This is a genomic window from Paenibacillus doosanensis, from assembly GCF_025060755.1.
In the GTDB taxonomy this organism is placed as follows: Bacteria; Bacillota; Bacilli; order Paenibacillales; family NBRC-103111; genus Paenibacillus_S; species Paenibacillus_S doosanensis.
This window is the reverse complement of sequence record NZ_JANYUY010000038.1, coordinates 29,246-52,569: the sequence shown is the minus strand read 5'-3', so window position 1 is coordinate 52,569 and position 23,324 is coordinate 29,246. Positions and strand designations below refer to the sequence as shown.

At 55.8% G+C, this 23,324-nt stretch carries 17 protein-coding genes; 8 read left to right on the top strand and 9 right to left on the bottom strand.

Going from position 1 to position 23,324, the window contains the following annotated elements:
• Positions 1 to 143: 143 nt before the first annotated feature.
• A complete protein-coding gene (locus N0M98_RS23075) occupies positions 144 to 5,714 on the bottom strand; it encodes an S-layer homology domain-containing protein (protein WP_259619307.1) in 5,571 nt (1,856 codons plus the stop codon).
• A gap of 294 nt (positions 5,715 to 6,008) precedes the next feature.
• Between N0M98_RS23075 and N0M98_RS23070 the strand changes: the two genes are divergently transcribed.
• The 3 genes from N0M98_RS23070 (at position 6,009) to N0M98_RS23060 (ending at position 8,160) form a co-directional block, all read left to right on the top strand.
• Positions 6,009 to 6,290 carry an ArsR/SmtB family transcription factor gene (locus tag N0M98_RS23070; RefSeq protein ID WP_249865103.1) on the top strand — a complete coding sequence of 94 codons (282 nt, stop codon included), beginning with the start codon at positions 6,009 to 6,011 and terminating at the stop codon, positions 6,288 to 6,290.
• A gap of 66 nt (positions 6,291 to 6,356) precedes the next feature.
• Positions 6,357 to 7,550 carry an MFS transporter gene (locus tag N0M98_RS23065; RefSeq protein ID WP_249865104.1) on the top strand — a complete coding sequence of 398 codons (1,194 nt, stop codon included), beginning with the start codon at positions 6,357 to 6,359 and terminating at the stop codon, positions 7,548 to 7,550.
• Positions 7,551 to 7,701: 151 nt separating this feature from the next.
• The gene (locus N0M98_RS23060; RefSeq protein WP_249865105.1) at positions 7,702 to 8,160 is read left to right on the top strand and encodes a hypothetical protein; all 459 of its coding nucleotides are present in this window, start codon (positions 7,702 to 7,704) and stop codon (positions 8,158 to 8,160) included.
• A 53-nt stretch (positions 8,161 to 8,213) separates the two neighbouring features.
• Here the strand turns inward: N0M98_RS23060 and phoU are convergent, their stop codons facing one another.
• The 5 genes from phoU to N0M98_RS23035 form a co-directional block, all read right to left on the bottom strand.
• Positions 8,214 to 8,873, bottom strand: a complete 660-nt coding sequence (gene phoU / locus N0M98_RS23055; RefSeq protein WP_249865106.1) for a phosphate signaling complex protein PhoU — start codon at positions 8,871 to 8,873, stop codon at positions 8,214 to 8,216.
• A gap of 20 nt (positions 8,874 to 8,893) precedes the next feature.
• A complete protein-coding gene (gene pstB / locus N0M98_RS23050) occupies positions 8,894 to 9,652 on the bottom strand; it encodes a phosphate ABC transporter ATP-binding protein PstB (RefSeq protein WP_310944282.1) in 759 nt (252 codons plus the stop codon).
• Between the two features lie 5 nt (positions 9,653 to 9,657).
• Complete coding sequence (gene pstA, locus N0M98_RS23045) at positions 9,658 to 10,515, bottom strand: phosphate ABC transporter permease PstA (RefSeq protein ID WP_259619305.1); 858 nt, start codon at positions 10,513 to 10,515, stop codon at positions 9,658 to 9,660.
• Positions 10,512 to 11,441: a phosphate ABC transporter permease subunit PstC gene (gene pstC / locus N0M98_RS23040; protein ID WP_259619304.1), complete on the bottom strand. Its 930-nt coding sequence runs from the start codon at positions 11,439 to 11,441 to the stop codon at positions 10,512 to 10,514. Before pstC ends, pstA begins: the two co-directional genes overlap by 4 nt.
• A 289-nt stretch (positions 11,442 to 11,730) precedes the next feature.
• Entirely contained in the window at positions 11,731 to 12,642 is a 912-nt protein-coding gene (locus N0M98_RS23035) for a phosphate ABC transporter substrate-binding protein (protein ID WP_259619303.1), read from the bottom strand.
• Between the two features lie 246 nt (positions 12,643 to 12,888).
• On the opposite strand from N0M98_RS23035, the gene N0M98_RS23030 reads away from it, so the two are divergent.
• Both N0M98_RS23030 and N0M98_RS23025 read left to right on the top strand, forming a co-directional pair.
• Positions 12,889 to 15,030: a methyl-accepting chemotaxis protein gene (locus N0M98_RS23030; protein WP_259619302.1), complete on the top strand. Its 2,142-nt coding sequence runs from the start codon at positions 12,889 to 12,891 to the stop codon at positions 15,028 to 15,030.
• 299 nt (positions 15,031 to 15,329) lie between these two features.
• The gene (locus N0M98_RS23025) at positions 15,330 to 15,878 is read left to right on the top strand and encodes a MerR family transcriptional regulator (RefSeq protein WP_259619301.1); all 549 of its coding nucleotides are present in this window, start codon (positions 15,330 to 15,332) and stop codon (positions 15,876 to 15,878) included.
• A gap of 272 nt (positions 15,879 to 16,150) precedes the next feature.
• Here N0M98_RS23025 and N0M98_RS23020 read toward each other — a convergent pair whose 3' ends face one another.
• Both N0M98_RS23020 and N0M98_RS23015 read right to left on the bottom strand, forming a co-directional pair.
• On the bottom strand, positions 16,151 to 17,176 hold the full coding sequence (locus tag N0M98_RS23020) for a Gfo/Idh/MocA family protein (RefSeq protein WP_259619300.1): 1,026 nt from the start codon (positions 17,174 to 17,176) through the stop codon (positions 16,151 to 16,153).
• 98 nt (positions 17,177 to 17,274) lie between these two features.
• Positions 17,275 to 18,105: an MBL fold metallo-hydrolase gene (locus N0M98_RS23015; protein ID WP_259619299.1), complete on the bottom strand. Its 831-nt coding sequence runs from the start codon at positions 18,103 to 18,105 to the stop codon at positions 17,275 to 17,277.
• Between the two features lie 307 nt (positions 18,106 to 18,412).
• On the opposite strand from N0M98_RS23015, the gene N0M98_RS23010 reads away from it, so the two are divergent.
• From N0M98_RS23010 to N0M98_RS23000, 3 genes are all read left to right on the top strand, one after another.
• On the top strand, positions 18,413 to 20,242 hold the full coding sequence (locus N0M98_RS23010; RefSeq protein WP_259619298.1) for a cache domain-containing sensor histidine kinase: 1,830 nt from the start codon (positions 18,413 to 18,415) through the stop codon (positions 20,240 to 20,242).
• Positions 20,235 to 21,056: a response regulator transcription factor gene (locus tag N0M98_RS23005; protein ID WP_259619297.1), complete on the top strand. Its 822-nt coding sequence runs from the start codon at positions 20,235 to 20,237 to the stop codon at positions 21,054 to 21,056. Before N0M98_RS23010 ends, N0M98_RS23005 begins: the two co-directional genes overlap by 8 nt.
• 347 nt (positions 21,057 to 21,403) lie before the next feature.
• Positions 21,404 to 22,729 carry an ABC transporter substrate-binding protein gene (locus N0M98_RS23000; RefSeq protein ID WP_259619296.1) on the top strand — a complete coding sequence of 442 codons (1,326 nt, stop codon included), beginning with the start codon at positions 21,404 to 21,406 and terminating at the stop codon, positions 22,727 to 22,729.
• Positions 22,730 to 22,877: 148 nt separating this feature from the next.
• On the opposite strand, the gene N0M98_RS22995 is transcribed toward N0M98_RS23000, so the two are convergent.
• Positions 22,878 to 23,324, bottom strand: a complete 447-nt coding sequence (locus N0M98_RS22995) for a hypothetical protein (RefSeq protein WP_249865118.1) — start codon at positions 23,322 to 23,324, stop codon at positions 22,878 to 22,880.

Below are 23,324 nucleotides of genomic sequence, written 5' to 3'. Positions count from 1 at the left end.
TTAACCGATTGTAAATAACGGGCTGAATACAAGGAACCAGGGCCTGTGATCTGAAAAGCACAACCATTGGCGACGGCAAAAAGCACCTCTAAAGCGCCCGATACGCCTGTCGGCATATCGGGGCCATAGAGGTGCCCGATCGGTTAATTCATAAGCTCCGCGTACTGCAGAAGACGTTTGACCATCACGGCCGCTTCCGCGCGCGTTGCATGGTCAGTTGGCGCGAAGTTGCGGTCCGTCATGCCGTTCATGATGCGCGCGTTCAAAACTTGCGCGACCGCTTCCTTAGCCCAGCCGCCGATCGCCGGACCGTCGGCGAATGCCTTCAAGGCTGCGGCGTCGCCAGAGGCCGGTTTGCTCACAAGCTTCAGTGCTCGCGCCGCCATGACGGCCATTTGTTCGCGGGTTATATTCGCGTCCGGCTTGAATGTGCCGTCTTCGAAGCCGTCGATCAGACCGGCCTTAACGGCAGCGCCGACGACGTCCGAATACCAGTCCGACGATGTTACGTCGGAGAACCGGGAAGCGCCGCTACCGGACAATCCCAGGGCGCGAACGAGAATCGCCGCGAATTCGGCCCGGGTAATTCGGCTGTCCGGACTGAAGGTTGTATCCGTCATGCCGTTGACGACCAGCTTCGATGCGAGCAGCTCCACATCGGCGCGGGACCAGTGGCCGGCCAAATCCGGGAACGATTTGCCCGACTCGGCAACGGCATAGATGCTGTTGCCCGGACGCTTGATCGTAACCTGCGTCCCGCTGCCGCCGGTGCTGAATATCGCCGGAACGAAGCTGAACTTGCCGGTCGAAGGATTGTACAGAACAGCCGTCGACCGACTCGCGTCCAGCGTCTTGCCGACGCTCATCGTCCGCGAGACGTAGTTCGTACCGAAGTCCGTTACGGAGACCGATTTGCCTTTGGCTTCGGCAGTCACGCGGAAATCGACCACCTCGGAGACGATCTCCAGCCCCGCTTGCTTCGCATTATCTTTGACGGCTTGCAGTGTGTCGTTATTGACGCGCTCCATCGACAGCGTCAGCTGCACGTCCTTCACTTCCGTTCCGAGCTGCTTAGCCAGGGCCGCGAAGTCGACCGCGCGGATCGGCAGGCTGTACGTCGTACCGCCATACTTCACGCAGACGACCAGCTGCGGCAGCTTGCCCAGGGCATCCGCCAATACTTGAGCCGGAAGCTGGAACACGGCTGCGTCGGCATCGCCGCTTGTGGCTTCGATTGTAATTTGAGGCGCTGCAGATGCATCCGCGATCAATGCTTCGATCGCATTGGTTACGGCAGCTTCATCCAAGGTGACTTTGGCTGCGGTTCTGCCGTCCGCCATCTTCTCGATAACCGGGTCGACGTTCAAGAACTGCGCCCCGTCCTTGCCGGACTGAACGATCGGAGCCGCTGCCGAAGAGCCGCCTCCCCCGCCGCTTCTTCTGACTATCGTCCGATTAGGCTTCGCGGAAGCTTCGTTGGAATAGGCGCTTTCGCCGGCATCATTGGCCGCCGTAACGACATAATAGTAGGCGGCCCCGTTCGTCAAACCGAGGTCTTTGTACACATTCGACGTCACATTCGCAGCAATGTTGACATAGCCCGTTCCTTGCATCGTGCTGCGTTTGACGTTGTAATAGGTCGCTCCGCTCACCGTATTCCACGTCAGCGTCGCCTGCGCGTCTCCCGCCGCGGCGCTTAAGCCCGCTGGCGCATCGGGCACTTGCACCGTCATTCCCGCGCTCGGCACGGCCGACGCTTCATTGGATTCCGCGCTCTCGCCTGCGCTATTCGCCGCCGTGACGACATAATAATAGGTCGTTCCGTTGACGAGCCCCGTATCCGTGTAATGATTGTCCGTCACATGGGAAGCAATGTTGACATAGCCCGTTCCTTGCATCGTACTGCGCTTAACGTTGTAATAGGTCGCTCCGCTCACCGTATTCCACGTCAGCGACGCCTGCGCGTCTCCCGCCGCGGCGCTTAAGCCCGCTGGCGCATCAGGCACTTGCACCGTCATTCCCGCGCTCGGCACGGCCGACGCTTCATTGGATTCCGCGCTCTCGCCTGCGCTGTTCGCCGCCGTGACGACATAATAATAGGTCGTTCCGTTGACGAGCCCCGTATCCGTGTAATGATTGTCCGTCACATGGGAAGCAATGTTGACATAGCCCGTTCCTTGCGTCGTGCTGCGCTTGACGTTGTAATAGGTCGCTCCGCTCACCGTACTCCACGTCAGCGACGCCTGCGCGTCTCCCGCCGCGGCGCTTAAGCCCGCTGGCGCAGACGGCTTACCTATACCGTACGGCTGCGGCTGGATCGCCTTAACGGCCTCTTCGCCGAGCCGGTCCTGAAGCTGCTGTAAATATAAGCTGGGAGGATCGACATGGCTGCCGAGATGATCCCAATACGCATCCTTTCTCGGACGCGTATCGTAGTCGTCGGGAACGATTCCCGGCTCTTTGGCTCCGACATGCCCGATCGCATAGTTTTGCGCCGTAGGAGGCTGCTGTGCCGTCAAAATGCCTTCGGTGTTCCACGTTACGTAATTCGCTCCGGCCCACGTATGTCCGCTGCCCAGCCAAACGCGGTCACGGATCACGATATGACCTTTGACCTGATCGAACAAGCCGCCTGTCGACCAGCGGTGATGCGGTTCGCTGGAGTTGTAATTTTTCTGCGATTCGCTGTTATGAATTACATTCGGGCCCGGAACCCGGCTGTCGAATACGAACGCATGGCGCTCCGTTTCCGAATAAGAGCGCTGCACCAGGTTCAATTGGCCGACAAAATAATAGGCATACCGGGTTCCGCCGGTAATGGTGCTGACAAAATCGGTGACTCTGCAGTCCTGGACGGTCACCCATTTGGCGTTTCGGTCTATTTTGACCAGTGAGGTCGCCAGATGCTTGCCCGTCACATCGCGGACCCAGCTATTTTTCAAACCGTTCATCGCGACGAACGTTTGCAGGTGATTATCGTCCGCATAATACGGGTCCGTCGTATCGTTGTCCATAACGGTACTCATAATCGAAGGATCGAAGTCGGAATCGACGGCCATATTTTCGACGCCTATATTTTCAATACGGCCAGGGTCCGAATACTTCATAATTTGCCCTCCGCCCCATCGTCTTTCGATGGAATTGGCGATCGGAGCGTCTACCGTAATGACGTTGCCCTCAATCTTGGTAATTTCCCGGTCAAAATCGAGATTGAACGGCGTCATCTGTGACGAAGATCCCGGCGGCAAGCCCGGACGGTCGTAAATTTTGTCCATATTGGTCGCATGAATCCAGCTCTGGTTGCCGACGCGGCGCACAATGACCGTATCGTTCACCTTGAACCCGCTGGCGTCGGCAACCCGGAACGAGCGCGCTCCCGCCGGCACGAACATATCGGTTATGTCCTGCGCCGTGGCGGAATCGACCTGTACGCCGACCGTACTGCCCGCTTGAATTAGCGTTCTTGCTTCACTGCCGGTTCCGAACAGAAGCGTACCGTCACGCTCATCCTGTCCTTCGCCCCGCAGGACGACGCCGCCGACCGGCATGCTCAGGGAACCCGCAATGTCGTATCTGCCCTTCTTCAATAAGACGGCGCCGCGAATTCCGCCCTCATCCTCCGGCATCGCTGAAACTTGATCGATGGCATCTTGAATCAGCTGCGTGGCATCGCCTTGAACCGGTTCGACGACAACCTTCACCGGAACGTCCGGGAGCGCTGCGCCGCCGCCTTGATAACCGACGTTCGAGAAATCGAGCACGCGGTTTCCTTTGTAGTCCGGCACGTAGACCAGTCTTCCATCCGTTCCCAAATAGACGATATTGCTTTGATCCGTCTTGAGCATCGCCGGGTCCAGCACCGTAAAATAGAACGTGTCGTACGCCGTTGGATTGCCTGCCGAGTCGATCGTCAGCCGAATCTCATATTGACCGTACTGCGAGACCGCGCCCGCAAACGGGATGCTCTGGCTGTCACCGGCCTGGAATTGACGAGCTGGAATCGATTGCAGCGTTTGAATCGTTTCATGGTCGTGCAGCACCAGCTCCGCGCTGATCGCAGCGTCGACATACGGAAGCGCCGTAACCGACGGATACGCGTCCCCGATCTGCAGCAAAGCCGGCTCCCCGATATCGATCGTCATGCTGGGATGAGCCAGCTCCAGATCGGCAAGCAAAGGCTTGAGATCCTTATTCGGATTGGCGACCTCCACCCAAATACTCGAATACACTGTTTTTTCATTCAGCACCGCCGTCGCGTACACGAGGACGACGCCTTCGTCCACCGCTGTAATTTTCGCGTTGCCGTCGATCGTGGCGACCTTCGTATTTTTCGAAGTGTACGTCACCGTCGCTTTGGACAGATCCGCCGGCTCATCGCCTCGGGTCAGCGTCCCTTTCAGCTTGAGCTGGGCCGTATCTCCCTTGTTTAAGTAGATCGTGTCGTTCAGCTGAGCATAAGTTTGCTGACCGTCGTAAAATTGAACGGTCTTCAAAATATCCAGCAGGCTACCGTAAACTTCAAATTCCTGCACGCCCGCCCCTTCGGACAGATGAGACAGCTTGAGCCGAATAAAATCGCCGTTCGTTTTCGGGAAAATAACCGATTCGGTCGCGGCCACCGTTCCTGTCTTCGTATACACGTCCTTCCATACCGTTCCGTCGCTCGACGCTTGAATCGCGTATCCGCTCAGCTTCTCAGGATTTACGAATGTAAGGAGCGCGCGGTTGAACGAATACGTATCGGTAAGACTCGTCTGCAGCCAGGAGGCTTGATCATCGCCTACATCCGCCGCGCTTGGAATCCACGCAGCGTTCGTGCCGTCGACTGCCGCCGCCGCATTGCCTGAGCTCGCCGTCGCCGGTTTGCCTTGGACCGCATTGATCTGCTGCGCCGGATCGTACACTTCGAGCTGGATGCTCGTCCCGATCAGCGTACCGCCGACGATGGCCTCGGCTGTAATTTTCGTCTTCCCGTCCTTGAGCGCCTTGATTTTGCCGGTATTATCCACCGAAGCGACCGACGGATCGGAGCTTGTAAAATAAGTCGTGCTGCCGTCCAGTACGGCATCGCTGCCGTTATCGAGCTTGCCGGAGAGGATGAGGGACTTCTCGGCGTTCACCGCAAGAGGCACGACTTCGTCCTGTTTATACAGATGCGGGCTCGCATCCGTCAGCGTTACGCTGCTCAGATGCTCCGACGGCGGCGCCGCATCCGGGTTGTTGTACACCTCGAATTCATACAATTGGAAGTTTTTGCTGTCAAAATTCATCTGCAATCTTACGGAAGAAGAGGTCACCGATTGAAAATCGATCGTATCGACGGCTTGATAAGGAGGCCGCTTGACGAAAACATCCTTCCATTTGCCATCGCTGTCCATATACTGAATCGAAATCTGCTTGACGTTCGTCGATCTCCAGTTCAGCTTCACCTCGTTAAAGGTCGCAGGCTCTCCGAAATCGACTTGAAACCAGGGACTTAAATCTTTGCTGTTGGAATTCCAGCTAGTGCTGACGTCGCCGTCAACGGCCAAGCCCGTTCCGTTTTTTTCGGCATTCGACGTCGTGCTGGCCGACACTTTCTTCCCCAGCGCCAAATTGGCAAGCTGGGCCGCCTTCGCCCCCGTAGGCTGCACGATCAACCCGCTCGGCAGCAGCAAGGAAAAAACGAGCAATGCTATAACCGCTAGCTTGAAACGATGGATCTTTTCCCTCAATTCCCAACACCTCTCTCCATAAAAATGAAAACGCTAACATCAAGAATTCATTATAGGTCTCGTCCCCAAAGGAATGATTATGCTTTCTTATGCGGGCATACGTTCTTTTATTGTGTTTTTTTGCTTGTGTTTTTTTATGGCGGGCTTATTCGGATATTTCGTTTGAAAAACAGTATTTACTTTCACCGAAAACTGTGCTATTTTAATTTCCATACTTGTAGAAATAACGAATAAAGAGTCCATGCGCGAAAGTAACTCCGTCGGGCAGACTTTATAAGCAAAGGTGAGGTTAGTATGGTCGAGGATAACGCAGAAGTTCGGCAAGCCGTCAAAGTATATAAAGCGCTCGGCGAGCCGACCCGGATCAAAATCGCTCTGCTGCTGACTGAGGAAAGGAATCTGTGCTGCTCGGATATTATGTCTAAGCTGGAATCCGTCGCCGGTTCCACGCTGTCGCATCATCTGAAACAGCTCACGGACTGCGGCTTGCTGGATCTGCGCAAAGACGGGACTTACATCTATTACAGCGTAAACCGTGATATTGCCCAAAAATACGCGCCTTTTTTGCTGGAGTAATTTTTTTTATCGTTTATTTCTATATTTGTAGAAATATAAAATTAGAGTGGAGAGAGGAGCAATACGATGAAGTCTTATGTATGGAAAATTTATATACTTGCCGCCGTCAGCTTCCTGGTCGGCACATCCGAATTTATTATCGCGGGGATTTTGGATAAAGTGGCGGCGGATATCGGGGTTCCCTTATCTGCTGCGGGTCAGCTTATCACTGTATTTTCACTTGCTTACGCCTTCGGGACGCCGGTGCTCATGGCCGTCACCTCGCGGCTGGACCGCCGCAAGCTGCTACTGTACTCCCTGGGCGTTTTCGTGCTCGGCAACGCAGCCGCCGTCCTCTTGTCCGGCTTCGCCTTCCTCGTCGCCTCGCGCATCATCCTGGCGCTCAGCACCGGCGTATTCGTCGTTACCGCGCTAACCGTCGCTTCCAAGCTGGCTCCCTCCGATAAGCAGGGAAGCTCCATCGCCACGCTTGTGATGGGCTTCTCGACCGCGCTGATCGTCGGCGTCCCGATCGGCCGAGTCGTCGCTTCTTACTATGATTGGCGAATGGTGTTCGGAGGCATCGGCGTGCTCGCCCTGCTCGCGATGGCCGCAGTAGCGCTGACCATTCCGAAATCGGGAGGCGAGGAGCCCGTGCCGATCGGCAAGCAGCTGGCCCTGCTTAAGGAGCCGAGAATTGCGGTCGCATTGCTGATCACTTTCTTCTGGATCGCCGGTTACGCGATAGCTTATACGTACATTTCGCCGTTTCTTCTCACCGTGACCGGAATGAGCGAGCAAGGGGTCAGCATCGGGCTGTTCGCCTTCGGCATCGCCAGCTTGCTCGGCTCCAAATTCGGAGGCTACAGCACGGACCGATGGGGCGTATCCCGCACGCTGATCTCAGGCATGCTCGTTCATGCCGCGGCCCTCGTTCTAATCTCCGTGGCGGGAGCATCTCCCGCTCTCATGATGCCGCTGCTGGCGCTATGGTCTTTCGCCGCCTGGTCGTCAGGGCCGACCCAGCAGTATAATTTGATCCGGCAGGCGCCGGAAGCTTCGGGCATTATGCTCAGCCTGAACAGCTCCGTGCTGCAGCTCGCCATGGCGGCGGGCGCAGGCATCGGCGGCGTTGTCGTCGAGCAAGCGTCGCTGACGTCCATCAGCTGGATCGGCGCCGCCGGGGTAACGATCGCGGCCGCAACCGCTGCCGCCTCTGCGGGCATGTCGCGCTCGCAAGCTCGCCGCAAGACGGAGAAGCGTAAGCTGCAAAGGGTGTAAGGGATAGAATGAAAAACCGTCAGGGGGTTGGCCCTTGACGGTTTTGTGCCAAATCATGCAACATGGCGTATTCATTGTGCGTCTAATTTGAATGGAACGATTTGTAAATCATTCAAATAAACAAAATCTTTTCCTAGAACGGAGGCTCACAATGAACAAATACATGCTTAGCGTTTTCGTTTTGCTGATTGCTTTGTCCGGATGCTCAACCGATAGCGGTAGTTTCAATGATAAAGACATTCGCTTCAAGCTTGTCGATAAGCAATTAAATAGTGATTCGAGGTCATATTCAATTGAAATTAAAAATAGTTCCAAGTTTCAGCTTACCCATTTACACTTGAATTTAAGTTACCCAATTAAACAAATAAGCGGCGCGAAAAACAACCCTTTTGTAGTTGAAGGGAAAACAGAGAAAAGACCGGTCCATCTGAATTCTGATGAAACCGCGAATTTTACAATCTTCGCTCCGATTAAAGAGGTGTTTGCAAATTCGAATACAATCGATATTGAACATCCTGACATTGAATTGCAAGGTTTCGTAAAGGCAGGGAAGCAGGAAATCCCCTTCCAAATAGCCGGAGAATTAGAAGCAATCATTGGAGAATGGTAAGCATGTATAAAAAAGAGACCTCTCCGGTCTCTTTATTTACTCCAATATTCAATCTAAACATTCAAATCCTTCCGCTTGCCGGCAACGATATAAATGACGCCTTCGCCGATGTTCGTGCAATGATCGGCCACACGCTCCAAGTAATGGGCGACGAACATCAATTGCGACAGCTGGCGGTTGCGGGCAAAATCGCTGTTCATCATGCCGATAATTTCGTTCATCAGCGTGCTGTACAGCTTATCGACCTCGTCGTCCTTCTCAGCCAGCGCCGCGGCGCGATGGATGTTGCGCTCGGTATAAGACAGCAGGCTTTCGCGCAGCATATGTCTTACCATGGCCGCCATCTGCGGAATATCTTCGAGCGGCTTGATCAGCGTTTCGCCGGACAGCCGGATGCAAATCTTGGCGATGTCTACTGCATGGTCACTGATCCGCTCCAGGTCCGTTGCGATTTTCAAGGCGGTGCCGATAATTCGCAAATCTCCGGCCATCGGCTGCTGAAGCGCGATCAGACGCAGGCAGCGCTCTTCGATCTCCAGCATCATATCGTCGATCACGTCGTCATGGTCGACGACGTCCCTGGCCAGCTTCTCGTCGAGCGCAGCCAGCGCGTCGACCGCCCGCGCAATGGAATCCTCCACATGGGTTCCCATCGTAAGCAGCGATTGCTGCAGCTCGTCGACATTTTGATGAAAATTCGATCTCGTATCCATAATAGCCCCCTTATGATCCGTTATCCGAAGCGTCCGGTAATATAATCTTCCGTTCTTTGGTCCGTCGGAGCGGTGAAAATTTTATCCGTTTGGTCGGATTCGATCAGCTCTCCGTTCAGGAAGAACGATGTGTAATCGGAAATACGCGCAGCCTGCTGCATGTTGTGCGTGACGATAATGATCGTATATTTTTCTTTCAGCGTTTGCGTCAGCTCTTCCACCTTCAACGTAGAGATCGGGTCCAAAGCCGACGTAGGCTCATCCATCAGCAGAACGTCGGGCTCGACGGCAAGCAGTCTGGCGATGCAGAGCCGCTGCTGCTGGCCCCCGGACAGTCCGAGCGCGGACTTGTGCAGCCGGTCCTTGACTTCATCCCACAGCGCTGCCTGGACAAGGCTCTTCTCTACGATCTCGTCGAGAACGGCCTTCTTCTTCGTACCGTGGATTCTCGGCCCGTATGCAATGTTATCGTAGATGCTCATCGGAAAAGGATTCGGGCGCTGGAACACCATCCCGACTTTTTTGCGCAGCAGGGCAACGTCCATTTCCTGTCCGTAAATGTTTTGCCCGTCGACATAAATATTGCCGTTGATCCGCACGCTGTCGATCAGATCGTTCATCCGGTTCAGCGTCCGCAGGAACGTCGACTTGCCGCAGCCGGAAGGGCCGATCAGCGCGACGATGGAGTTGTTCTTAATCTCCAGTCCGATGCCGTGCAGCGCTTGATTTTCCCCGTAAAACAGGTTGAGCTTCTCTACTTTGATTTTATTTTTCTCCACCACGGTTATTTCCCCCCGGAAAGTCGTTTTTGTAGGATGCGGCTCGGGATGCCGATCAGCAGGTTGAAGATCAGCACCACGATGAGCAGGAGCGCCGCGCTTCCTTTGGCGATTTGCTTGGCGTCAGGGACGAGCGCTTCCGACTGGACGTACCACAGATGGGTAGCCAGCGTCTCCCCCATCGCCAGCGGGTTCCAATCCGGGAAAAATCGCGATACCGACAGCCCTGCGGTATAGATCAGAATCGCCGATTCCCCGAGAGCCCGTCCGGCTACGAGCGTGATTCCCGTGATCAGGTTCGGCAGCGCGGCGGGCAGCAATACTTTGCGGATCGCCTGCCAGCGGGTCGAGCCGAGCGCCAGCGAAGCTTCCCAGTATGATTCCGGCACCGAACGCAGCGCCTCCTCCGTTACGCGGACGAGCACGGGCAAGTTCAGCAGCGATAACGTCGCCGCGCCGCCGATAATCGAGAACTTCAAGCCGAATAAATTGACGAACAGCAGGAAGCCGAACAGACCGAAAACGATCGACGGAACGGAAGATAGGGCTTCTACGGAAATTCGAATGAAATCGGTAAACTTGTTTTGCTTGGCGTAAATCGTCAGGTAGACGCCCGCTCCGATCCCGATCGGCAGCGAGAACAGCAAGGACAAGAACAAGATATAGAACGAGTTGAACAGCATCGGCCCTACGCCGCCGCCGGCCATAATCTCCTGCGGCTTGCCCGTGATGAACTTCCACGACAGCTGCGGCAGCCCGTCGCCCAAGATGCGGATAAGAAACCAGGCCAGCAGAAGCATAATGGCGATGCCGGTCAGCCAGAAAAATCCGGTAGCGATGCGATCGGTCGTTTTGCTCGTCATTTCACTTCACTCCTCTTGGCTACGAACCGGATAATAATGATCAACGACAAGGAGATCAGGAGCAGCACAAGCGCCATAAGATACAAAGCGTTATTCCATGTCGTGCCGTAATTCGTATTGCCCATATCTTTCACGATCGCCGTCGTCAGCACGGTTGTGGACTCCAGCAGCGAGCCCGGCATTTGCGGCGAGTTGCCGATGACCATGAATACCGCCATCGTCTCCCCGATCGCTCTGCCCATGCCCAGAATAATGCCGGTAATAATTCCCGGACGCGCGGCCGGAAGGAGCACTCTCCAGATCGTCTGCCAGCGGGTCGCGCCGAGCGCCAGCGAAGCTTCTTCCAAGCGGCCCGGCAAGGCGCGGATCGCGTCCTCGGAAATCGAGAGAATCGTCGGCAGGATCATGATCGCGAGAATAATCGCGGCCGGCAAAATGCCGTACCCTATCGTACCGGTCGTTTTGGCGAGCATAGGCACGATCACGGTCAGACCGATCAAGCCGTATACGACCGAAGGGATGCCGACGAACAAGTCCGTCGCGGGCCGCATGATTTCGCGCACCCATTTCGGCGCGATCTTGGCCATGAACATCGCTCCCGACAAAGCCAGCGGCACGGAGAGCACGACGGATAGCAGCGTCAGGACCAAGGTGCTGTACAGAAAGGCGAAAATGCCGAATTCATTTTGGCTCGGCGTCCACTCCTTCGAGAAGAAGAAGGTCCATGGAGAAACGTCGGCGAACGTCTTCACTCCCTGCATGCCGACGAACGCGATAATGGAGAAAATAATGGCCGAGACCAAAACGGCCGAGCCGACGAACAGCCATTTCATCAACTGGTCGGTACGGTTTTGATGTTTCGTCCACCGGCTTACCTTTTTGTCTACTGTGGCCGTTTCATTAAGCTTGTCAACGAAGGAATTCACGATGCAGTTGCCCCCTAATCGATTGAATAAATGAACGAATCACGGCAAGCTTCACCGTCATTCAACGTTTTGTCCGCTTCGTGCTGTTCTTTTTCATCATAGAGGACATTTGTAAAAGCCATGCAGGCGGATTGTTAAGACAATGTAAAATTTTCGCGCAAGCCGCGCCGCTCTTATAAACGCGATGAAATCACCGCCTTTTTGCTCACCATCGTCCCATTCGTCCGGCAAACGGCAATAGACCCGGCCATATGACCGGGTCTGAGAGGTTGATTCTGCGCTGGAAAGCTTATTTTTTCAGCAGGTCGGCAGGCAGGAACTTCAGCTCTTCGACCTTTTTGCCTTGGAAGTCGGAGCTGGAGATGTAGTCGATGAATGCTTTTACCGCACCTTTCGCTTCGCCCTTCGTATACATATGCTCTATGCCATACAGCGGATATTTGCCTTCTTTGATCGTATCTTTGCTGAATGCTACGCCTTCGAATTTCAAAGCTTTGATCGTATCGTTCAAATAAGGAGTGTCGACATAACCGATGGAGCCTGCGGTGGAGCCGACTGTCGTCGCTACCGCGCCGCTGGACTCTTGCGTAACGCCGTCTTTCGTAAATTCTTTATTGTCAAGCACGATTTGCTTCACGAGCGTTCTGGAGCCGGAGCTTTCGGGACGGTGAACGACGACGATTTTTTCGTCTTTGCCGCCGACTTCTTTCCAGTTCGTAATTTTGCCCATGAAAATATCGGCCGCTTGCGCTTTCGTCAAATTATCGACAGCTACGTCTTTATTCACGATCAGGGCAAAAGGCGCGATAGCGACGACATGGTCAACCAGACCTTTGTCTTTATATTCATCGCCGGCAGCTACGTCGGAGTTGCCGATGTCGGAAGTGCCGTCGGCTACGTTTTTCAAGCCTGTGCCGGAACCGCCTGCCGTTACGTTTACGGTAACTTTAGGATTTTTCTCCATAAACTCGGTCGAAGCTTGTTTAACGAGCGGAAGCAGAGCGCTGGAGCCGGATGCGGTGACGGTGCCGGTCAATTCGGCCGCAGGCTCGGGCTTTTTCTCTCCGGCCGGTTGAGCGCCGTTTGTCTGTGCGTTTGTCTCCGGTGCAGCCGGTTTCGTGCCGCATGCCGCGAGAACCCCCATTAATAAAATCGCGATGAGTGCAAAGCTGAATCCTTTTTTCGAGAAATGTTTCAACATCTCTGTTTGTCCTCCCTTTGTTTCGGTTCGTTTTTTGTTTACTTGGACATCGTAACAAGCCAATGTAAAGTTTGAACCCGCAAAACGTAAACGGAATGTAAAAGTTCATTCGGCGCCGTTTTGAATTGATTTTTACAAAAAAAGGACTTTGTCTTAATACTTGCTTCCTATAATGTAGGCAAAAGGATTCATTGACTCATACGGGGGTCCTATGTATCCGGCATAAAACTACTGGAGGGATCGAACATGCCTATCCGAAACAAAACGCTGCTCCGTTTGCCCGGCCTTACTTTCAAAGTGAAGCTGGCGCTGGGACTTACAGCTATGCTCGCTCTGTTTGTGTCCGTCGCGTTGTACAATCTTCAGCAGGTGGGAATGATGAAAGCCTACTTGAAGCAGCAGAACGACAAGGTCGAGCTGAAGCTGATGGCGCTGGAATTGAAGGAAATGGTGCAGGAGCTGAACATTATCGCCTCGGGGCTGGAAATATCGAAGAAAGCCGACTACATACCGACATATAACGAGAAGAGAAAGGTATTCGACGGCATGATCACAAAAATCGGCGACACCGCCTCCACCCCGGAGCAGGCCAAATGGCGCAGCCAGCTTATCTCGCTTACCGTCGATTATACGAATACGTTCGACGTCGCGGCCAAACTGGTGCAGGAGAAGAGCTTGTCTCCGGCCGATCTGGATAAAAATATGGAGTATTTATATAACGAATCGCAAAGACTAATGAGCGATATCTTCTTAAACGTCGACCATTTCTATATCGCCTATTCCGAAGATGCGCAGGAAGCCATAGCAGGCACCGAGGCGCTGCTTCACCGCACCGAGCTGGTCATGTGGGCCGCTTCGGCGCTCGTTTTCGTCGCGGGCGCGGCCATCGCAGCCTTGCTGATCCGCTCGTTCGCCGGGCCGATCCGCAGGCTGCAGCAAGCCGTCCATTCGATCGCCGCGGGCGATCTGCGCAGCCGGATCGGCAGCAGCTCCCGCGACGAGCTGGGAGAGCTCAGCCGCAGCTTCGACCGGATGGCCGACCAGGTGCGCGGCATGATCGCGGGCACGCGCGGCATCGCCTCGACGCTGTCCGAGCATTCCGGCTCGCTGCACCGCTTCTCCGTCTCGACGGCCGCCGCCAACGCCGACATCATTCGCGCGATTCAGGAGATTGCCTCCGGGGCCGATCAGCAAGCGACGCAGTCGGAGCAAGGCGCCTATCTCATCTCCGAGCTGGAGCGAGAGATCGAAACGATCTCGGAATACGCCGCCACCGTGCAGCAAAAAAGCCGCGAGGCCGCGCTCAACACGCACACCGGCTCCGCTTCGATGGAATCGCTCCGGCAGGCCGCCCATGCGTCCGAGGCCGTGCTGGATAAGGTCTACGCCGCGATGGCCGGCCTATCGGGAAGCACCGTGCAAATTCATCATATCGTGAATACCATTACCGATATTTCCCATCAGACGAACGTGCTCGCGCTGAACGCCGCCATCGAAGCCGCGCGGGCCGGCGTGCACGGACGCGGCTTCTCGGTCATCGCCGAGGAGGTGAGGCAGCTGTCTTCGCAGACGAACGAATCGTCCCGCTCGATCGCCGCGATCATCCGCTCTCTGCTCGATCAGACGAAGGAGCTGGAGACGTATTTGGGCGGCGCCCGCCAATCGTTCGAGCAGCAAAGCGGCAAAATGAACGAAAGCCTGGCCTCCTTCGGGCAAATCCGCGCTTCGATGGACGAGCTGTCCGGCCAAATCGACCGCATTCAGGAGCAGATCGCACAAGCAAAAGATAAGAACGGCAAGCTCGTCGGCTCCGTGCAGTTCGTCGCCGCTATCGCCCAGGAGACCGCGGCGGCCGTCGAAGAAGTGAACTCCACCTCCATCCAGCAGGACGCCTCGATCCAGCGGATCGCCGGGCAGGCGGACGATATGTTCTCTCTGTCGCAGAAGCTGTTTGATGAAATCAGCCGGTTTCAAATCGACGAAGCCGGCACAACCGCAGAGCCCGCTGCTCCGAATGCGCAGCACGGCGGAGACGGCAACAACACCGGCCTTGGCGGCGGCGCCAGTAACGGCGGCGCGGCCGACGAAGCTGCGAAGACGCCGGAGCGTAATGCGGGGGCGATGGAGGCACAGACGGAAGCTCCGCTGCGCGAGCGCACGCCGGGCAAGGCGGTCTCCGGCGAGCCGGGGCGGGAGCCTGAGCCGGCGCAAGAGCGTGGGGCTGAGCCCGGTAGCGCTGCCAGGGAAGAAGCGCCCGAAGCGAAGCAGTCCGCTGTCCCCGAAGCGTCGTCGGAAGGGGCCGGTTCCCGGGCGGAGGATTCCGCTTCGAAGGAGCCTCAAACTCCTCCCGCAACGGAGGAGAAAGAAAAGAAGCTGGTAACGGTCTAAAAAACCGAACAACCCGCGGGTCGGTACGCTCCGACCCCGCGGGTTATTTTTATGAACCAATCGCCGCAGCGGCAAGTCCCCGCTAAGGATTGGAGCCGTTTCAATGTTCGACGCCATTCCGTACGTCTCGCGCCGAAGACACCCGATGCTTCAAAGTCTGTCGCAATAACGATGAATCGTGTGAAAAACTACTTTCTTTAGCGAATGGACACTACCTTTGTCACCCTTGCAGGGAGTTGGAAAAAAGGGGCGAATAGCTTATATGAAAACCTAAAGCACAGGACGGAGGAGGCGCTAAAATGGAAGCAATGACTACCAGGGAAGTCGCTCTGAAGCTGGGGGTGAGCCCCACCACAGTTAAACGTTGGGTTGCTTTTTTTCAAGGCTGGTTTCAAAAGGATGAGCTCGGTCACTACATTTATTCCGAGGACGATCTGCAGCGGCTTCGTTCCATTCAAGAACAGCTGCAGCAGGGCAAGACGATGCAGGCGATTTGGGACGGCGATTCCCGCACGGTGAAGCCGCGCACCCTTCCGGCGGCCGAGCTGCAATCCGCCGGCGCTGCGATCAGCCACAGCGCGGCACAGACGGACGCACTTCTCCAGCGCATCGCCGACCTGGAACTGCGGCTGGAGCAGAAAGCCAGCGATATTGTATCCACGCAAATACTGCAGCATCGCAATGAGCTCGACGAAATCCGCAAATCCGTTCAAACGCTCGCAGCCGAGGTCGAGGTTATTCAACGATCCTTGTCGCGCCATTCCGAACGCACCCTCGCCAGCCTGCGCGAAACGCCTAAACCGTCCAAAAAGAAAGGCTTCATCAGCATGCTGTTCAGCATGTTTTAAATGCGCCTCTGTTAGTACAGGCTGTTTCCACTGTCTTCGTCTACTTTATCGTCACTGATTATCCCTTATCCGGAGGTTGTACGATGCGCATAAGAAACCGCCAACCCCGGCCTCGGCAAGGCGACGGGCCGTATTTCACGCCAGGATTTGCCGCGAATAAGCGCTGCTTTTCCCTGCACAGACGTCTCAGCAAATTTCAACCCGGTCATAAGGCAGCACAATGCCCTGCATCCTCAAACGGATTGCAGGGCATTTTTTCGCCTTCCCTTAGCTCAAGAAATCTCCGCGACTGCTACGCGCCCGCCGGTGCGAATTGAGTCCGCAACCGCCTGTGTAAAAGCCATATATTTGGCGCCGTCGCGAAATGACGGATCGCCCTTGCGGCCCTGCCGCACCGCTTCGATAAAATCGCGCTCGACGGTCCATTCCTTGATCCGGTCCGCCGGAACGTCCAGCCGCTTCTCGCCCTCCGCCGTTCGGAGCAGCAGATAAGACGCTTCCGGATAGCAGGTCAGCGTACCGCGGCTGCCGTGAATCGACAGCTGCGGGGTTCCGCCCTGCACCGCGCCGCTGAACAGTGCGGTAAGCTGCGGCCCGCGAGCGAACCGCCCGATCACCGTTACGGAATCCGGCAGCTCCACCCGGCTGAAGCCCTCGTTATCCTGCGGCCGTTCTGTAACCCAAGTTTGCCCCTCGGCATACAGCGTTTTGACCGGTCCGAACCATTTGTTCAGCACCTCTCCCATAATGCCGACATCGAGCGCGTTGATTCCCTGCAGATCCGCCCGCTGCCTCCAGTGGAGCGGCTTGCGGGGATCGGAGTACTGCCCTGAAGGATGCGTCAGGCTGACATGGCGTATGTCGCCGAGCGTCCCTTCCGCCAGCAGCTGAAGCGCGTAGGGCTCCACCTTCATATAATTCGGCGGCGGGCAGAGCATCGTGGTCAGCCGGGTCGACTCGTCCAGCTTCAGCATCTCCAGCGCCTCCGGCAAGTTCATAGCCATTCTCGCCTGAGAGAACACATGCTTGCCCCGGGCCAAACAATAGGCCGTAATTTCCTTATGCAAATACGGCGGGGTGCAGACGAACACCGCATCGACGGCGGGATCTTCGGCCACCTCCTGCCAAGTCCGATAAGCCTTGCCGAAGCCGTACTCCTCGGCGGCCTTCAGCGCATTGTCGTAACGACGGTTCGCCACTGCAGCCAGTTCCACGCCTTTAAGCTTTTGCAAGCCCGGCAAATGCCGCGAGCGCGCAATCCCTCCGGCTCCGATCAATCCTATGCGTATGGTCATCATGTGTTCTTCCCTCGCTTTACAAGATTTCCGATTCGAGTACTTTCTGCTGTCCGGCCGGAGCCTCATGAGCCGCTTCAATGACCGGCGGCCGTTCATCCTTACTTCATATAAATAAACCGCTCTCCGGCCGTCATCATATGGAATTTTTGCGCCCGATAACGCGTATACAAATAATCGACGAAATAGGCCGGGTTCTCGTCATTATGCGCGAACATGCCGAAATGCATCGGAATGACCATATCCGCTCCGATCGCCGCCGCCAAATCGGCCGCCTCTCTGTAATTGCAATTGCCGACGATCCCTTGAGCGGTTCGCGCATAATCTCTACCGTTGATCGGGATCAGCGCGATGTCGATCCGCTCGTCCTTCAGCCATTCCGCCAGCTCGGGAAATCCTATCGTATCCCCGGAATGGTATATCGTCAGACCGCCGCAGCGGATCACATAGCCGAGGTATCGATGATTGCCCTGATCGTCCTGCTCGAAGCGGTCGTGCATCGCGGCGATTGCCCGGAGCTCCACCCCGTTCACCGTCGCGCTTTCCATATGATTCATCCCGATAATCCGCTCGGGCCCCAGCCCCCACGAAGCCATAAGACCGGCATGCGCGCGCGGAATGATGAACTGAGTCGTCTGTCTCGGATACAGCTTCGCTAACGTCGAGGCGTCCATATGATCGTCATGCTGATGCGTACACAGCACCGCTTCAAGCTCCGGCAGCTGCTCGGGAGTTACCGGTGCCGGAAACTGCCTAACCCACGGCCCTCCCGCCGTTTTATTGCTCAAGTAAGGGTCTATAACCAACCTTTTATCCTCGATTTGAATTAAAAAACCGGCCTGTCCGAGAGCCCATAAAGCCGCCGTTCCCGGAGGAAGGCTCGTCTCCTTCATTTCCTGCTGCAGCGCAGCGTCGCTTCGATAAAGCTTCATTGCATATCGCTCCTTCCTGTAAACGCTTCATTCCTAGTATAGCATGTTTCGTTTCCTTCAGGCTGCTTAAGAAATGTTGTTTATTGAAAAATGCGGCGAAACCGACGGCTTGCGCATACGGGAACGTCTTCCGATCGCTGGCGCTTCCCCGGATTCAAATGGCCCCTCCGCTCTTTTTCCACCACCCTTTTGAAGCGATGTGGTAAAATAGGTCAAGCAGGCGGCCTTCGGTGCCCGCCGTACGGCCCATCATGCCGCAAGCGCCGCCCTGCCTCATTTTAACGGAAAGTGTACAAGGTACTTAATCATGGACCAACGATTCGAATGGAAAAAGACGATTGCGCGAATGTCGCTGCGCAGCAAAATCGTCATCGTCTTCCTGCTGCTGATTACCGTGCCTCTCGTCGTGCAGGGAACGGTGACTTATCTCGATTTCTCCAATTCGGTAGAGCGGACGACCGTCGATTATACCGTGCAAATAGTGAGTCAAATTAACCGCAGTCTCGACCAAACGCTCAAGGAAGAGATGCAATCGCTCTCTCTGCTGCCGCTTTATAACGAAGATGTCACTGCGATTCTGGAATCGTACAGCAACCCCGGACTTACAGGGCAGATGCCTACGGTGGACGAACAGAGCCGGATATTTGCCGGGATAGCCGGCTCCACCTCTTACCACCCCGAAGTCAGGGGCATTCAGCTGATTGCCAACAACGGCTACATATTCTCCAGCATGGACCCTTACCTGGTTCGCCCGTTCATCCGCATCGACCGCGAGTCGTGGTATGACGCCGTTCAGCAGGCCGCAGGCACTTGGGTCATGATTCCCCAGCACCGGCCCGATTATTTGAAGGAAGCGCCCGATGCGGAACCGCTCATCTCCGCTGCGCGCCTGATTCGCGAGCCCGGCTCCCGGCAAGTGATCGGAATGATGAAAATCGATTTTCGGCTGAAAGTATTTCAGGAACTGGCCGAATCGTACACCTTCGGGCAGATCGGCAATCTGGTCGTGCTTAACGACCGGAACGAGCTGTTCTACGAACAAAATCACGACGGCTTGACTGCACCCGACCAGACGCTGCTGCTGAAGACGGAGCTGCCGGCTCAAACCGGCGTTTGGCACAGCCAAGCCGGCCGTTCGTCCTTTTTGACGATCGTGAACCGCTCCTCTTATTCCGGTTTGAAAATCATCAGCTTCATTCCGGAAGCCTCCCTGCACCAAGCGACCGAGCGTGTCCGCTATGTCACCCTGACGACGTTCGCCGTCTGTCTGCTGGCAGCGGGCGGACTCGCCGTCTTAATATCGTACAGGCTGATCCGGCCGATCATGCGGCTGAAGGAAAAAATGCATTTGGTGGAAATCGGCGATCTCCGCCAAACCGTCCCCGTCCGCTCCGCCGACGAGATCGGCCAGCTCGAGCAAGGGTTTAACCGGATGTCGGAAGAAATCGACCGGCTCGTCAACGAAGTATATGCGGTTCGGTTGAGAGAGAAGGAAGCTCAGTTGTCCCAGCTTCTGGCCCAAATGAATCCTCACTTCATCTACAATACGCTGGAGTCGATCAACATGATGGCGATCCGCAGCGAAAATTACGATATTTCCGATATGGTGTCCTCCCTCGGCGGCCTGCTGCGTCATTCTATCGGCTCTTACGACCAGCTCGTCTCGGTCGAGGAGGAGCTTCGCTCGATCGGCTCGTATGTGAGCATCCAGCAGGTGCGCTACGGCGAACGGCTGAAGATCGTCCTATGGGCGGAGGAAGAGCTCTATCCGCTCTATATTCCGCGGATGCTGCTGCAGCCGCTCGTGGAGAACGCCATCTATCACGGCATCGACGAATCGGGCCGGCCGGGCACCGTCTGGATTTCGGTGAACCGCTTCGAGAACGATCTGCTGCTCGGAGTCCGCGACGACGGCAAAGGATTGACGGAAGAAGAGATTGCCCGGCTGCAGCGGCTGATTACGGAGCCGGCGGGAGACGAAGCTTCGCTCAAAGGGATGGCGCTGCGCAGCATTCATCAAAGGCTTGCGCTCATGTTCGGTCCCGGATACGGACTGCATATCGACGGGAGTCCGGGACAAGGAGCTTCATTCACGCTGACGCTGCCGGTCATAGAAAGGAAGGAAAGCCATGTATAAGGTATGGCTGGTTGAGGATGAATCGCAAATACGGGAAGGCATCAAACGGATGATCGAGCAGCTATGCCCGGATTTTGGCGTAACCAGGGAAGCGGCTCACGGCAAGGAAGCGATGGAGCTGCTCGGCAGCGACATTCCCGACCTGATCATATCCGACATTCGGATGCGGGAGATGGACGGGCTGACCTTTATCAGGGAAGTGCGCAAGCGCTATGCCGATCTGCCCGTCATGATTATAAGCGGCTATCAGGATTTCCATTACGCCCAGGAGGCCATCCGGTGCGAGGTCGCGGATTATTTGCTTAAACCGGTCAGCCGCAAGGCGTTCCTCACCGCGCTGGAGAAAATCCGCAATAAGCTGAACGCCGCTCGCGGCATACTCCCTCCCGTTTCCCCGCCACCGATTGCGCCTGCGGATTCCAGTCCCGAATCCGGTTCAGGGTCCGGGGCGGCCGGACAGCCCGAAGCTCACCGTTCGCCCGCGCAGGATAAATATACGATCCGTACGATCAAGGAATATATTATCAACCATCCGGAGGACGATTTAAGCTTGAATGCGCTCGCCTCCCTGGTCGCTCTGCATCCCGCTTATGTCAGCTCCTTGTTCAAGACGGAAACGGGACAAAACTTATCCGATTTTATTACGGAAGCGCGGATGGAGCGGGCCAAATATTTGCTTACCCATACGCAGCTAAAAGTATACGACGTGGCCCGCTTGTCGGGTTATCCGAGCCCGAAGCATTTCGCTCTCGTCTTCAAGCAGCAAACCGGCATGCCTCCGGGCGCCTACCGGGATCAGTTTGCGGCGCAATAACGGCTTGCCGGATAGGCCGCGACAGGGCAAGCCGGCCGCGATCATGAATCGTCAAGAAAGGCTGCTGCTGGAAGCTGCGTTGCATTTGCCCATCGTTTGATCTATACTAAACAGCAATTCGGCGCGGGCCTCTAAATGCGTGGCGAAAAAAGAGCGGAGGGGCCATTTGAATCTGGAAAAGCGTAAGCGTTCGCCTTTGAAAACGGATTCTCTCCACAGAAAAACGAAAAAACAATCCAAAGAATCCATTTTCAACAGCGATTGGAGGATCAAATGGACGCCGCAGCGGACTTTTTCACCACCCTTCTAAAGGCCGCGCCATAACTATCGGCGAAGGAAGAGCGCGGATGAATCTCAATAAGATCGGATGCCTCATCATCATGCTTGCTCTAATCTCCGGCTGCGGCAGCGCAAGCTGGCTTCCTCCGGCAGTGCCGGACGGCGCCTCTCATGACGACGGAGCGGATACGGTCGAGCTTTCTTTCTATTATCCGGTCGACGTAGGCGGTCCTTTGACAACGACCATCGAAGAGATGAGCGAGCAATTTATGAAGGAACACCCCGGCATCCGGATTAACCCCGTTTATATGGGCGATTACCAGGATACCGCCATCAAAACGCAGGCCGCCGTTCAAGGGAACAATCCGCCGGACGTGGCCGTGCTGCAGTCGACTCAGCTGTATACCATGCTCGACATGGATGCTATCGTTCCGCTTGACGATTATATTAATCAGGCCGGCGGCGACGCTTTTGTAAGCGATTTTTACCCTGCCTTTTTGGCCGACTCCCAGGCGGACGGTCATACCTACAGCATCCCGTTCCAGCGCAGCACTCTGCTGATGTATTACAACCGCGACGCCTTTGCGGAGCAAGGCCTGAGCCCCGACGCGCCTCCGCGCAATTGGGACGAGCTGCTCCGCGCAGCAGCCGGGCTAACGACCTCACAGCGGTGGGGACTTGAAATTCCGTCCTCCGGAGGCGGGATGGCGACCCGGATCTTTCAAGCTTTTGCGATGCAAAACGGAAGCTCGCTCATGTCGGACGACGGGAAGCAGGTATATTTGGATACGGCGGCCAATGCCGAAGCGCTCCGCTATTGGCGCGATTTATCCCATGCTCACAAGGTCATGCCCGAATCGCGGATCGAATGGGCGTCGGTGCCGGATGACTTCATACACGGGAAAACCGCAATGCTGGTATACACTTCGGGAAGTCTGACCTATATTCGGAACCAAGCCCCGTTCCGCCTCGGCGTCGGCTTCCTGCCTACCAACAAGCAGCTGACGACGCCGACGAGCGGAGGCAACTTCTACGTGTTCAAAACGGTCAACACGAGAAAACAGGACGCGGCATGGACCTTCGTCCAATGGATGACCGAACCCGAGCGCATCGCCCAATGGAGCATCGACACCGGATATATAGCGGTTAGAAAATCGGCCTATGATACCCCTTCATTGCAAGCTTACGGAAAAGAGTTTCCCGAGTCGCTCGTGGCGCGCAACCAGCTGGCTTACTCGGCCAAGGAGCTGGCGACGCATAATATCGCCAAAGTCCGCGCGGCGCTGAACGAAGCGATCGAGGCTTCTCTAAGCGGCGCCATGCCGCCGGAGGAAGCTCTGAAGAAAGCTCAAGCCAAGGCGGATCAGGCGCTCGCTTCGTTCCGCCGGCCTTAAGCCGCCTCAGCGGGACGTGGCCCTGCCGAGGGCGGGCAGCAGCAAGAGCACCGCTTCCTTGACCAGAAGGATGCGGTGCTCTCGCTATTGTCGATGAAGGCTTACATACGGGACCGTCCCGCCCCCCGCGCTCTGCTTGTCCGCCTCTTTAAGCTTGAACGGTATGCCGGTCGATCAGTTCATTTCCCGTCACTCCAAGAAATTGGTAAGCGTCGATTCTCATCGTATCGCTGTCGTCGCTCCAGAAGCTCTGCAGCACTTCGATCATCCCCGAAGCCCGGGCGATGCGATCCATCTGCATCTTCATAATGACGCCGCTGCATAAGATCGCGCATTTGCTGACCTTGGGCAAAATATCGCTCTGCAGCTGCTCCCAAATCATATTGACTTCCGGAGAAAATACGATAGGCCTCCCCTTGCTCACCATAAAACGGTTGTCTACCAGCAGCTTGGCCTCATTCATTACAGCCAAATTTTGCTTGACAAGCGCGCTCGCTTTCTCCGCATCCTCTACGGTCAGCGCATCTCTCACCTGCCAGGACAAAACGTTGTTCGCCCGATCCGCATGATATAAAAATTTATCCTCGAATGCCAT